We start from the raw sequence: 12989 nt of genomic DNA, 5'->3' as shown, positions 1-12989 counted from the left end.
ACCGTCGGGCGCCCGTATCCCATCCACCCGCTCTCTCTTTGCCGGACGAATGGAACGAAGACGCGATGAGCACCCTTGCCGATCGATGGGGAATCCACCCGGATCACTTCTGGCTGCGCGGGCACAAGCCGGAGGGGATCATCCGGTTCGAGGAAAAGCTGGGCATGTGGAGCGTCTTCGGCTACCCGGAGGCGGTCGAGATCCTCGGTGATCCAACGACCTTCTCCTCCGACCTGGCGCGACGCTTCGTACCGGACGCCGACGAGGCGCTCTTCGACGGCAACCTGGCCCAGACGGACCCTCCGGAGCACCGCAAGCTGCGCGGGCTGGCCGCCCATGCGTTCACCCCGAAGGTCGTGGCCGATCTCGAGCCGCGGATCAAGGAGATCACCAACGAGCTCCTCGACGCGGTGGAGCACCCGGATCGGATCGAGATGGTGGCCGATCTCGCCTACCCGCTGGCGGTGATCGTGATCGCCGAGCTGCTCGGCGTGCCGAGCAGCGACCGCGTCCTGTTCAAGCAGTGGGCGACGGAGATGTTCGAGAGCGCGAACGAGTTCTCCCTGGTCGACAACGAGGAGTTGCAGCGTGACCTGAAGGACCGCACGGAGCAGGCACTACAGATGAACGACTACCTCCGCGACCACGTCCTCGCGCGGCGTCGGAAGCCGCGCGAGGACCTGCTGAGCAAGCTGGTCGAGGCGGAGGTCGACGGCGAACGACTCACCGACCACCAGGTGGTCAACTTCGCGGGCCTGCTGCTGTTCGCCGGGCACGTCACCACCGCCATGTTGCTCGGCAACACCGTGCTGTGTCTGGACGCCCACCCGGAGCAGGCGGCACGACTGCGTGCCGACCGCTCCGGGATGACGGGCGTGGTCGAGGAGTCGCTGCGGTTCCTGAGCCCGTTCGCGACCAGCTACCGGGTCACCGACTCCGAGGTGGAGATCGCCGGGCAGCGGGTGGGCGCGAACCAGATGATCAAGGTGGTGCTCGGGGCCGCGAACCGGGACGAGCGCCAGTTCGCCGACCCGCACACGTTCGACGCCGGCCGAGACCCCAACCCGCACATCGGCTTCGGGCGCGGCATCCACTTCTGCCTGGGTGCGCCACTGGCCCGGATGGAGGGCCGAATCGCACTAAACCTCATGCTGGACCGCTACCCCGAACTGGCGATCGACCCGAACGAGCCACCGTCGTTCATGCCAACCCCCGACTTCGTCGGCGTCCGCACCCTGCCACTGCGCACCGGAGCCCGCTAACGCGCGTTCACCGTGCCCCCGGTGTTGTCATAGCCGGAACAGCCGGTCAGCCACCCGCCGGTCACCATCATTGCCGGGACGTTGAAGCCGTAGCGCTGCTGCGCGGCGCGACCGGACGGCTTCCGATCGAAGGCTTGGCAGCCGACCATCGAGGTGAACTGCGGTAGACGACGCCGTCGGCCCGGCCCGGCAGGTCGTGATCCGGGCTTCACCCCCGTCCGTTCGCCGCCCGCCTGCGGGCGACACCGGAGCCGGTCTCGGAGCCGGCCTCGGAGCGGGGCTCGGTGCCCGCGGTCGACACCACGGCCTCGAACGTGGCCAACACCGCGTGGGCCCGGTCGAGTTCGGCGCGGACCTCGTCGGCGATCGGCCCCGGGAAGTAGTCCCGTGCGGCGATCTTGGCCACCCGGGTCTCGAAGCGGGCGAGGTCGGCTTCTGCTGCCTCGACCTCCGCGTAGGTGGCCCGCTTGCGGGCGGTCTCGACGCGGATCCCCTCGAAGAACGCCGGGAGACGTTCCAGGACCTCGCCGTACTCCACCGCGGCGACCGCCCTGAACTCGCCGATCAACTCGCCGCGTTCGACCGGGTCGTCGATCCGCACATGCAGGGACCGGGCCGTACCACCCTCGGCCCGCACCCTGGCCATCAGGCGGCGCACCGCGGACGCGATCGCGGGTCGGTCCGGCAGCAGACACACCGACTGCTGCACGTACACCGCGCCCAGGCCGCGCAGCTTGCGCCAGACGTGCACCCGCAAGGAATCCGGCGCGCCCGCCGTACTGACCGCGACCAGCAGCCAGGCCGGATCCCCGGCGACGGCAGGCGCAGGATCGCTCACCGGTGTCGCGTTCCGTTCCTCGCTCACATCGTCGATGGTACGGATGGTACGTACGTAACCCGAGCACGGTCGCGCGAGGGAACCGCCGAAGCCGGGCGCACACCACGCGAGCACCCGCCCGGCGCCCGACTCGGTCGGTAAAGGCTGTCGGGAGGACCCACGAATCGGGCCGCCCCGGCGTCGGTTGCGCCGTACGCCGGGGCGGTTGCGCCGTACGCCAGGGCGGATGGGCCGTACCGACTCAGCCGGGCACCCCGGCGTCGGCCGGTGCGGTCGGGGAAGCCGGGGAGGCCGGTGTGGGTTCGGCGGGCTCGGGGGGTTCGAGGGTCGTCCGGGTGGCGTTGTCGCTGACCTTGACCAACAGCGCGACCAGCAGCCAGTTGGCGGTGGAGGACGAGCCGCCCTGGGCGAGGAAGGGCAACGCCTTTCCGGTGAGCGGCATCAGGCCGGTGACGCCGCCGGCGACGACGAAGACCTGGAGGACCAGGACGGCGGCGAGCCCGGCGGCGAGGAGTTTGCCGAACGGGTCGGCGGCGGTGAGCGCCGCGCGCAGGCCGCGTTGAGCCAACAGCAGGAAGAGCAGCAGGACGGCCATCACCCCGGCGAGACCGAGTTCCTCGCCGATCGTGGTGAGGATGAAGTCGCTGCGCCCGGCGAAGGCGATCAGCCACGAGTGGCCGCTCCCGAGTCCGGTGCCGGTCAACCCGCCCGTACCGAAGCTGAACAGCGCCTCCGCGGACTGGTCCGAGATCAGTCCCTTGGGCCGCTGCTCGGGCGGCAGGTAGATGTCGAACGGATGCAGCCACGCGACGATCCGGCCGTGTACATGGGGTTCGATGCTGCCGACCACGGCCGCGCCGAGGGAGGCCATCAGGACGCCCAGGACGACCCATCCGGTGTTCTCGGTGGCGACGTACAGCATGATCACGAACAGGCCGAAGAAGATCAACGAGGTGCCCAGGTCACGTTCGAAGACCAGCACCAGCAGACTGAGGATCCACACCGCGATCACCGGCCCGGCGTTGCGACCCCGAGGCAGCGTGAGGCCGTAGACACTGCGGCCGGACAACGCCAGGGCGTCGCGGTTGGCGGTGAGGTATCCGGCGAAGAACACCAGGATGATGATCTTGACGAACTCGCCGGGCTGGAACGACACCGGGCCCAGGAAGATCCAGCGCTTCGCGCCGTAGGTGTCGCCGGGGAACAACGCGGGTGCCATCAGCAGCACGAGCGCGACCGCCATGCTGAGGTACGTGTAGCGCTGCAGCAGCCGGTAGTGCCGCATCGCGCCGACCACCACGGCGAACCCGACGACGCCGACCACCGTCCACAGTGCCTGCCCCGACGCGGCGGGCGGGGATTTGAAGTTGTCCGCGTAGGAGACGTCCAGCCGGGCGATCAACACCAGGCCCAGGCCGTTGAGCAACACCGCGATCGGCAGGATCAACGGGTCCGCGTGGGGTGCGAAGAACCGCACCGCGACGTGCGCGGCGACCGCCACCACGCCCAGGCCGGCGATCCGCAGCATCACCCCCGGCGTCAGCGAACCTCCCAACGCCAGACGGGCATTCAGGTAGGCCGCCGCCGCGATCAGTACGGCGAAGACGACCAGCCCCAACTCGATGTTCCGACGACGACGCGTCCATTGGCGCACGTTCGTTTCGCGCGTCGTGGGCATGAGTTCCCCCGGGTATCCATCGGCGGGTCGTCCTCGGGTGAGGTACGGGTCGGATCCCGCGTGACGAGCGTATGGGCAATTCCGCGAAGACCGTGCTTCGGTCTCCGCGGTGGCAACCGTGCTTGGGCATGAGTCGATCCGAACGAGCAGGCAACCCACCGGCCCGCCGGAACGCGCTACCGCTCGGGCCTCGACGGCCCGAGAGTCCCGACCACGGCGCACCTCGCGGACGAAGAACCCGAAGGATGCCCACGACGGATTCGGTCGGCGCGACGGTCATCGGCCGACCGAGCGCAGGCGCGCCGGTCCTCCGACCGGAATACGGTGACTACGGCCCCACCGACCAACGCCCCTGCCGCCCGAGAATGCATTGCGTGGAACGAGCGTATCAAGTCAAAGTTATTGTCGTACCCAAGGCAGACCCGGGCGTTGCCCAGGTTCCACATCCTCGCCTGCGGGCCCGAAGCCGGCGGCTGCCTTCGCCGTCGTCGACGGCTGGAACTGCTCGCCGGACAGCGTGGCCGGATACCGGCGGTCCGGACGGCTCCTCGGCTGCGCCCGCAGGGGCGATTCGTTCGGGAGCAGGTCGCCCGGGGCCACTCCCGGTGGCTCGGCCGGCCCGCCCGGTAGCACCGGACAGTTTCCGCCGGACGCACCGAGCCCGCCGGGAACGCGCCGAATTCGGGTGCCGCGCTCGGCCCGGCCGGCCGCGGCCCTGAACCGGCTGGGGGTGGCGGATCCGCACCCCGGCCCGAGCCCGCTCGATCCGGCGGCGGCCCCGAACTCGGTGCCGTTGCTCGGCAACGACGCCGACCACCCCGAACGCGCACAATGCCGAGCCGCGATCGCCGAACACGCCGCCGCGCTGCGCGTGTTGCTCGACGACGACACCCTGCCTGCCGGACGGCACGATCGGCGCGGACGACCGTGCCTGTCTCCGCAAAGCGGCAACGCCGGACCGATCCCCACTCGGGCCGACGGTGCGACGCCACCTCGCGGCGAGTCGCGCGGCCGAAACTCCGCCGTCGGTCGGCGTTCGGGGCCGCGGCAGCGGCAGCGGCAGCGGCAGCGGCAGCGGCAGCGGCAGCGGCAGCGGCAGCGGCAGCGGCCGGTGGACTACCGGTCGCGGGGAAGGCGGACCAGGAACTCCGTACACCCTTGACGGTCGGTCAACTCGACGGTTCCGCCGTGTGCGTCGACGATCGCCTTGACGATGGCCAGGCCCAGCCCGGTCGCCCCGGTGGCGCGTGAGCGCCCGGGGTCGGCGCGGGTGAATCGGTCGAAGACGCGTGCTCTCGACGCGGCCGGCACACCGGGGCCGTTGTCGGACACGCTCAGCTCGATGTGCGATGCACTCGCGTCCAGTCGCACGGTCACCTCGGTGCCGGGCGGGGTGTGCACGCGAGCATTGGCGAGGAGGTTGCCCACGACCTGCTGGAGGCGGTGTTCGTCACCGGTGACCGTCAGTGGATCCTCGGGCAGTTCCAGGATCCAGTGCTGCTCGGGACCGGCCGCGCGGGCGTCGCTCGTGGCGTCCAGGACCAGGCGGGTCAGATCGACCGGTTCGTGGGCGAGCGGGCGGCCCGCATCCAGTCGGGCCAGCAGCAGCAGGTCGTCGACGAGGGCGCTCATGCGCTGCGACTCGGCCTGGATACGTTCCAGGGAGTGGCGGACCTGCGGCGGCACCGGTCCGGGGTGGCGCAGCGCGAGTTCGGCGTGGCCGCGGACGCTCGCGACCGGGGTGCGCAATTCGTGACTGGCGTCCGCGGCGAAGTGCCGCAGCCGCTGTTCGCCGGCCTGGCGCCGGGCCAGCGCGTCGCCCACGTGCCCCAGCATGCGGTTGAGCGCGACCGCGACCCGGCCGACCTCGGTGCGCGGATCGGGGTCGGCGATCGGCGCCGGCATCGCCGGCTCCCCGCCGGCCAGCGGCAGTTCGGCCACCCGGGTCGCGGTGTCCACGACCTCGCGCAACGGGCGCAGCGACAGCCGCACCCAGAACGCCGCGACCAGCCCGGTGATCACCAGGGCCGCGCCGAAGACCAGTGCCTCGACGACCTCCAAGTGGTGCACCGTCTCCTCGATCGGATGCAGCGGGAGCCCGGTGATCAGCACGTCGCCGTCCTGTCCGGACACGGCCACGACCCGGTATCCGCCGAGTCCGCCGATCCGCACGTCGTGCGCCCGACCGTCGACCGGCACCCCGGCCAGGGCGCGTCGGTCGCCGTCGGTGAGGACCGGTTCGCGCTGTCCGTCCCGACTCACGACCGCGACCGCGGTGGTGCGCCCGTTCAGCAGACGCGCGCCCAGCGTGCCCTCGGCCTGGCCGCGCGTATCGGGCCGATTGTCGCCGTCGGGCCGATTCGGGTGCTCCAGGCCGGCCGCGAATCGGCCGCCCGCGTCGTGCAGTTGCCGGTCCAACCGCTCCTTGAGAAACCCCTCCAGCGCCACCACGGTGGCCACTCCCACGGCCAGACACGCGATCGCGAGCAGCAGTACCAGGGCCGCGGTGAGCCGGCTGCGCAGTGTGCGCGGCCACGTAAGACGGCGCCTGCTCACGGCCCGTCCGGCTTGAGCACGTAGCCGACCCCCCGCACGGTGTGGATCAGCGGGACTCGTCCCGCGTCCACCTTCTTGCGCAGGTAGCTGATGTACAGCTCGACCACGTGTGCCTGGCCGCCGAAGTCGTAGGACCACACCCGGTCCAGGATCTGCGCCTTGGACAACACCCGCCTGGGGTTGCGCATCAGGTAGCGCAGGAGCTCGAACTCGGTACGGGAGAGCTCGATCACGGCACCGGCCCGGGTCACCTCGCGGGCATCCTGATCGAGCACCAGGTCGCCGACGACCAGTCGGTCGCCGCCGGCCTCGCGGGTCATCCCGGCGCGCCGCAGCAGCCCCCGCACGCGGGCCAGTACCTCCTCGAGGCTGAAGGGTTTGGTGACGTAGTCGTCGCCGCCCGCGGTGATCCCGGCGATGCGGTCCTCGACCGCGTCCCGCGCGGTGAGGAAGAGCACGCACACCCGCTCCAGTTCCGCGCGCAGCGCGCGCAGGAGCGTCAGGCCGTCGGTGTCGGGCAACATCCAGTCCAGGACGATCGCGTCGGGGCGGAAGTCGCGCGCCGAGGCGAGGGCGCCGGCCCCGTCCGCCGCGGTACGCACCTCGCAGCCCTCGTAGCGCAGCGCACCGGACAGCACGTCGGTCAGATCCGGCTCGTCGTCCACGACGAGGATCCGCACCGGTGCCCCGTCGGGCCGGCACAGCGGGGAGGGCGTGCTCTGGTTCTCCATGACGCCACCAGCATCGCGCGTGGGCGAGGGTTTCCCGCCTGTGACGCGCCTCTGAGTTTCCTATGAATATGCGCCGGCTGCCGCCGTTCAGAGGGTGTTCAGAGGTTGCGTTGCGAGGCTGGCCGTCCACCGACGCCCACCGGAGAGGACTCCCCCGTGCGCGACACGCTCCACCGCAGCCCCCCGACGACCGAACCCACCGTTGCGTACGCCATGCGCCGCGCCGTTCCGGGTGTGGCGCGGGCAGTGCTCGTGGGCGGGGCGGTCGCGGTGGTGGGCCTGTGGTGGCGCGACACCGCGAGCGTGATCGGGCCCGCGGACTGGATCACCGACGCGGGGCGCATCACCGGGCTGCTGGCCGGCTACGCGTGCGCGGTCCTGCTCGCCCTGATGGCCCGCGTACCCCTGCTCGATCACCACATCGGGTCGGACCGGCTGGCGCGCTGGCATGCCATGGGCGGCCGATACACCGTGTGCCTGGCGCTCGCGCACACCCTCCTGATCGTCATCGGCTACTCGTCGGCCGCGCACACCGACGTCGTGCACCAGACCGGCACCCTGGTGTTCGACTATCCCGAGCTGCTGAAGGGCACGATCGGATTCCTGCTGCTCCTGGGCACCGGTGTCGTCTCGGCTCGCGCGGCCCGCCGCCGGCTGTCCTACGAGACCTGGCACTACCTGCACTTCGCCACCTATCTGGCCGTCTTCCTGGTCTTCGGGCACATGCTCGCCAACGGCGCGGACTTCATCGCGAGCGCACCGGCGCGCACCGCCTGGTACACGCTCTACCTGGGCGTCGCGGCCCTGGTGCTCTGGTACCGGTTCCTGACACCGTTGCGTCGTGCCCTGCGCCACCGGCTGCGGGTGGCGGCGGTCCACCCCGAAGCCCCGGGCGTGGTCTCGATCCACCTCACCGGGCACCATCTCGAGGAACTCGGCGGCGAGCCGGGCCAGTTCCTGCGCTGGCGATTCCTGACCCGAGGCCTGTGGTGGACCGCCAACCCGTATTCGCTGTCCGCGCCCGCCCATCCCGCCGGGTTGCGCATCACCGTCAAGGCGGTCGGTGCGCACAGCGCGGCGCTCGCGCGCCTGGTGCCCGGCACGCGGGTGTGCGCCGAGGGGCCGTACGGGGCGTTCACCGCGGCCCGCCGTACCGCGCCCCGGGTGTTGCTGCTCGCCGGTGGCGTGGGGATCACACCGCTGCGTGCCCTGTTCGAGGCCCTGCCCGGGCAGGTGACGCTGATCTATCGGGCCCGGCGACCGCAGGACCTGGCGCTGCGCGCCGAGTTGGACGCCATCGCCGCCGCGCGACAGGCGAGCGTGCACTACGTGGTCGACGCTGCGGCGGCTCGCTCGGCCCCGCTCACGGCCGAAGCCCTGGCCGCGCTGGTTCCCGAGCTCGCGGCGCACGACGTCTACGTATGCGGGCCGCCCGCGATGGTCGACGCCGCGATCTCGGCGCTGCGCGGTGCGGGTGTGCCGCGCCGGCGCATCCACCACGAGTCGTTCGCCCTTTGATCATCCGCCTCTGATCATCCGCCTCCGGAGAGTCCTTCATGCGTCGTGTGGTCCTCACCACCGTTTCCACGATCGCAGGCATCGTCCTGCTGTTGTCGCTCAAGCCCCACCACGATCCGCGGCCGAGCGCCTCGTCCCCGGGCACCGGACCGACCACCGGATCCGCGGGTGCCTCGTCGGCGTCCCCCACGCCGCAGGGCATCTCGGGCATCCGCAGCGGCACGTTCACCGGCGACACGATCGACACCCGGTACGGCCCCGTCCAGGTCGCCGTCACGCTCGCCGACGGCAGGCTCACCGCCGTACAGGTCCTGCAAACCCCCGCCGACAACGGCCGGGACCGACAGCTCGCCGCCCGGTCGGTGCCCACCTTGACCCGGGAGGCATTGGCCGCGCAGAGCGCGAAGATCCACACCGTCTCCGGGGCCACCTACACCAGTGAGGGCTACATCCGGTCCCTCCAGAGCGCATTGGACCAGGCGCATGGCTGACCGCGCACCGCATCGTCTCCACCACGTCGAACACGTGATGGGCACCGTGTTCTCGTTCGACATCCGCGACCGGCCCACGACCGACCTGCGCGAGGCGCTGGATCGGGCGGTGACCTGGCTACACCGCGTGGACCGGGTCTTCTCCACCTATCGCCCCGACAGCGCGATCAGTCGCCTGGACCGCGGCGAGATCACGCTCGCGGACTGCCCGCCGGAAGTGGCCGTGGTGCTCGACCTGTGCGCCGAGGTCGGGGATCTCAGCGGCGGCTGGTTCAGCCCGCGACCGGCGGGCCGACTCGATCCCTCCGGACTCGTCAAGGGCTGGGCGATCGAGCACGCCGCACGCCTGCTCGCCGACGCCGGGGCCCGGAACACGTGTGTGAACGGGGGTGGTGACGTGCGTGTGCACGGCGAACCGGAACCCGGCGAGCCCTGGCGCGTCGGTGTCGCGCACCCGCTGCGCGAGGGCGAACTGTGCACCGTCGTGCAGGGCCGTGAGCTGGCGATCGCCACCTCGGGCGTGGCCGAACGCGGCTGCCACATCCTCGACCCGCACACCGGCCGCGCCGCCCGGGGCCCGGCCTCGGTCACCGTGATCGGCGCCGACCTCACCCGCGTCGACGCCTACGCGACCGCCGCCTTCGCGATGGGCGACAGCGCACAGGCGTGGATCGAACGGCTCACCGACTACGAGGCGTTCGCGGTCGTCGCGGTCGACCGGACCTGGGCCACCAGCGGTTTCGGGAGGCACCACGCGCCCGACCTTCCGATCGAGGCGGGAGCACGGCGAAGTCGGTGAAGTCGGTGAAGTCGGTGAAGTCGGTGAACTGGGTGAACTCGCTGGTGCCGAGCCGAAGAAGCCCCGACGCGACCATCGTCCGCACGGCCCGTCGCACCGAGGCGCTCGACGCGTTGCCGGTGAACGGCCCTGCGCCGCCGCCCCGTCGGGGGCGGCGGCGCCGGGGTGGGTGTCAGCGGTTGTCGTGGAGGTCCTGGTGCATCTGCGGTTGGTCGTCCTGGTCGTGGGTCAGTGCGTACCGCTCGATCTCGTTGAACGCCTCCGAGGCAACCCCGAGGATGTCCTTGTAGGGGTTGACGCCGACGGTCTTCTGCGCGGCCCCGCCGAGCAGGCCGCCCGCCGTGCCACTGAGGATGCCGTGGCCGGCGGCGAGGGGCTTGCCCAGCAGGTCCAGAGGGCTCTTCGGCACACCGGCCAGGTCGGCGTACTTGTCGGTGAGCGCCACCCGGGTCAACGCGAGGTACGCGTCAGCGGCCCCGGGCTTCAAAAGCCCCCGGTAGAACTCGACGGCCTGCGCGGTCATGAACAACCCGTCGTCGGACTTCTTCCACTCCTTGTCCCGCTCCTGGTTCCACAACCGCTCGACCTCGTCGGCGTCCTTGGGCAGCAGCCACTTCTCCGCGGTGCCGAGGTAGTGGCTGACGAAGTGCCAGGCACAGACGAAGCCGTGTGCATCGTCCTTGGCGACGTCGATGCCGAGATTCCGCATGCCCTGGAGGATCTGGGTGCTGAAGACGCAGGCGGCGCCGACGGTGTACTTCTGCGAGACCGGCTCGCCCCACTTCGCGTAGTCCCACTCGCCGCTCGCCTTGTGCAACTGCCGCACCGAGGCGTGCACCAGGCGCACCTTCGTCACGTTCGCGGCCAACGTCCCGTCCCGCAGGGCGTTCGTGTCGCCCATGTCGAGGAACAGCCGCGAGGACTGCGACAACCGCCGGCCCGGCCCCTGCACACCACCCAACCGGCCCGTGGAGCGCAGGGTGAACGCACCGGTGGGCGAAAGGTAGGTACCGATGAGCCCGACAGTGCCCTGAAGCATCGACGCGGTGCCGTGGTGATGGCCGAAGAACCCCTCCGCCGCCTTGACGTCCGCCTCGCTCCAGTCCGGCGGCGGGCCGGCGGCCTCGCGCAGGAACTGCGCCAGCCGCTCGGGAAGCCGGGAGAGATCGGAGTCGGGCTTGAGCGTTCCGATGGTGCGGAACAGGGCGTTGACCCCGTCGACTTCGCGGTTCGCGATCAGGTCGGACACGAGCGCGTCGGCCTTGGGATCCCCGACCTGGTTCGCGGCCGCCAACTCCACCGCCACGGTCGCCGATGTTAATGCCACAGCAGTACTCCTCCATTACATTAGGGGCGGTGGCCCGCACGGCGGACATGAACCGCGCAGCGACCCGTCGTCCGACCCGGGATGCCCCTGCCCCCGTGCACGGCAGCGGGAGCCGCGCGTCCGTCTCCCACACGGCACGCCGGCGCCCGACTCGCAGATCGACCGCCGGACGCGAACAGGCCACCCTGGCAAGACTTTCGATACCGATCCTGCCCCACGCGCGGCATCGCCGAGGTCACCCATTCGGAGTACGCGGGTGTGCGCCCCCCGCGCGAAAGGATGCCGTAACAAGGCCGGGACCGGGGCACGACCGCCGGGCCGTCCGGTACCTTCGAGAGCTATTCGAGAGCTATTCGAGAACTATCCGACCCGGTCGAGCCAGAACATGTCGGCTTGGTAGCGCTGTTGCAGAACAGCAGCACCGACGGCCGTGTAGTCGGGAACCGAGACGAACATCCCGGAGTGGCGGGCCTGCAGCGCGACGGCGCCGCCGGTGGGGTTTTCCCGCGACGGACGCTCGCCGAGCAGCGCGAACCGCTGATGCGAAAGGTTGTTGCAGTCCTCGTTCCAGAGAGGGGCCCGGTCGGCGGCGGAGCCCTCGTGCACGCCAAGGCACCATGGACCGCCGGCCCATCTGCTCACGAACGTGGTATCCAACTCCGCGGTGCCGTCTCTGACCACCCGCTGCTCGCACCTGGTCCACTTCGTGTCGTCCCAGTTGTTGTAGGGGATCTGGATGATCCTCCCGTGCAATCCGGGCCCCGCGCCCGCCCCCGCGCGGGAACGGCGGACGACCACGGTGGCGGTCGATCCGCCACCGTGGTCGCCGCGTTCATCGGTTCGGTCGGTCCGTTACGGCCGCAGTGCGCCGTCGAACTGGAGCCAGCCCTGCCAGGAGCCGCCGGGGACTCCCTGCACGCGGTGCCAGACGTTGCCGGCGCTGTTGACGCCGAAGAGTTCGATGCGCCCATCCGCGTTGGTCTCCGCGGCGACCTGGCTCAGTCCGCCGTCGAACTGCTCCCAACCCGACCACGGCCCACCGATCCTGGTCTGCGAACGGTGGTAGATCGCGCCGGCGCTGTTGCTGCCGAAGCTTTCCAGCCGGCCGTCCGCATTGCGCGCCGCGGCGATCGAGGTGAGCGCGCCATCGAACTGCTCCCACCCCGACCAGGCCCCGCCGGGGACGGTCTGCCAACGGTGGTAGCACGACTCCGGCGCCTGATCGGCGCCGCCGCGGTCGCACTGGCGCTCGCCACCACCACAGGTCTCTCCCTGTCGGGCACCGCCACGGCAGATACCCAGGCCCCGGCCAAGGCCCGCGACACCGCCGCGGCGGCGCCGGTCTTCGGATCCTCGATTGCCGCCGCCCGCAACGCGGACGGCCGCGTCGAACTGTTCGGCGTCAACAGCGCCGACGCGATCTTCCATCGCTCGCAGACCAGCGTCGGCGGTCGGAACGGAACTCACGCGCACCCGGATCCGCGTCGCCGAGGGTCCGGGTTCAGTGCGGGGTATCGATGCGTGTTGCTCGAATCACGCTACGCACATTTGTCACGCTACGAAGATCGATCGTCACATGAAGTAAGCGAAATGTAAGGGGGTCCGGCCTCCGGACCGGGCAACAGCCCAGCCACACCCGGCGGTTCCCCCCCCACCCCCACCAACCCCCGGGAACCACCGTGTCCTTCGAACACACGAGTGCTTGCCGGGCCCGCGCACCCGAGGCGATGCTGTGCATGTCGTTTTTCCCGCGACCAGCGACCAGCGACCTGCGACCAGCAACCAGCGA

At 70.9% G+C, this 12989-nt stretch carries 11 protein-coding genes; 4 read left to right on the top strand and 7 right to left on the bottom strand.

The window, feature by feature from the left end; all coding sequences use genetic code 11:
• Positions 1 to 65 precede the first annotated feature (65 nt).
• On the top strand, positions 66 to 1262 hold the full coding sequence (locus ABIA38_RS14030; RefSeq protein ID WP_424638919.1) for a cytochrome P450: 1197 nt from the start codon (positions 66 to 68) through the stop codon (positions 1260 to 1262).
• A 208-nt stretch (positions 1263 to 1470) separates the two neighbouring features.
• Here the strand turns inward: ABIA38_RS14030 and ABIA38_RS14025 are convergent, their stop codons facing one another.
• The 4 genes from ABIA38_RS14025 to ABIA38_RS14010 all read right to left on the bottom strand — a co-directional run bounded on the left by ABIA38_RS14025 (position 1471) and on the right by ABIA38_RS14010 (position 7065).
• Positions 1471 to 2127, bottom strand: coding sequence for a Chromate resistance protein ChrB (locus ABIA38_RS14025; RefSeq protein WP_424638918.1), 657 nt, complete (start codon positions 2125 to 2127; stop codon positions 1471 to 1473).
• Positions 2128 to 2341: 214 nt separating this feature from the next.
• Complete coding sequence (locus ABIA38_RS14020) at positions 2342 to 3778, bottom strand: FtsW/RodA/SpoVE family cell cycle protein (protein WP_424638917.1); 1437 nt, start codon at positions 3776 to 3778, stop codon at positions 2342 to 2344.
• A 1116-nt stretch (positions 3779 to 4894) separates the two neighbouring features.
• A complete protein-coding gene (locus ABIA38_RS14015) occupies positions 4895 to 6334 on the bottom strand; it encodes a sensor histidine kinase (protein ID WP_424638916.1) in 1440 nt (479 codons plus the stop codon).
• Positions 6331 to 7065, bottom strand: coding sequence for a response regulator transcription factor (locus ABIA38_RS14010; protein WP_424638915.1), 735 nt, complete (start codon positions 7063 to 7065; stop codon positions 6331 to 6333). Before ABIA38_RS14010 ends, ABIA38_RS14015 begins: the two co-directional genes overlap by 4 nt.
• A 213-nt stretch (positions 7066 to 7278) precedes the next feature.
• Here ABIA38_RS14010 and ABIA38_RS14005 point away from each other — a divergent pair, with 213 nt between their 5' ends.
• The 3 genes from ABIA38_RS14005 to ABIA38_RS13995 are packed head-to-tail and all read left to right on the top strand — an operon-like array spanning position 7279 to position 9873.
• Positions 7279 to 8583: a ferredoxin reductase family protein gene (locus ABIA38_RS14005; RefSeq protein WP_424638981.1), complete on the top strand. Its 1305-nt coding sequence runs from the start codon at positions 7279 to 7281 to the stop codon at positions 8581 to 8583.
• Between the two features lie 38 nt (positions 8584 to 8621).
• A complete protein-coding gene (locus tag ABIA38_RS14000; RefSeq protein ID WP_424638914.1) occupies positions 8622 to 9074 on the top strand; it encodes an FMN-binding protein in 453 nt (150 codons plus the stop codon).
• Positions 9067 to 9873, top strand: a complete 807-nt coding sequence (locus tag ABIA38_RS13995) for an FAD:protein FMN transferase (RefSeq protein WP_424638913.1) — start codon at positions 9067 to 9069, stop codon at positions 9871 to 9873. Before ABIA38_RS14000 ends, ABIA38_RS13995 begins: the two co-directional genes overlap by 8 nt.
• A gap of 172 nt (positions 9874 to 10045) precedes the next feature.
• Here the strand turns inward: ABIA38_RS13995 and ABIA38_RS13990 are convergent, their stop codons facing one another.
• From ABIA38_RS13990 to ABIA38_RS13980, 3 genes are all read right to left on the bottom strand, one after another.
• A complete protein-coding gene (locus tag ABIA38_RS13990; protein WP_424638912.1) occupies positions 10046 to 11200 on the bottom strand; it encodes an oxygenase MpaB family protein in 1155 nt (384 codons plus the stop codon).
• 360 nt (positions 11201 to 11560) lie between these two features.
• Positions 11561 to 11806 (bottom strand): hypothetical protein, encoded by a 246-nt coding sequence (locus tag ABIA38_RS13985; RefSeq protein WP_424638911.1) that lies wholly within the window; start codon positions 11804 to 11806, stop codon positions 11561 to 11563.
• 246 nt (positions 11807 to 12052) lie between these two features.
• Positions 12053 to 12628: a tectonin domain-containing protein gene (locus tag ABIA38_RS13980; RefSeq protein WP_424638910.1), complete on the bottom strand. Its 576-nt coding sequence runs from the start codon at positions 12626 to 12628 to the stop codon at positions 12053 to 12055.
• Positions 12629 to 12989: the final 361 nt, after the last annotated feature.

It is taken from the genome of Embleya sp. AB8 (genome assembly GCF_049739465.1).
GTDB lineage: Bacteria > Actinomycetota > Actinomycetes > Streptomycetales > Streptomycetaceae > Embleya.
Note: the sequence above shows the minus strand (reverse complement) of the source record. Positions and strands in the feature narration are given on the sequence as shown.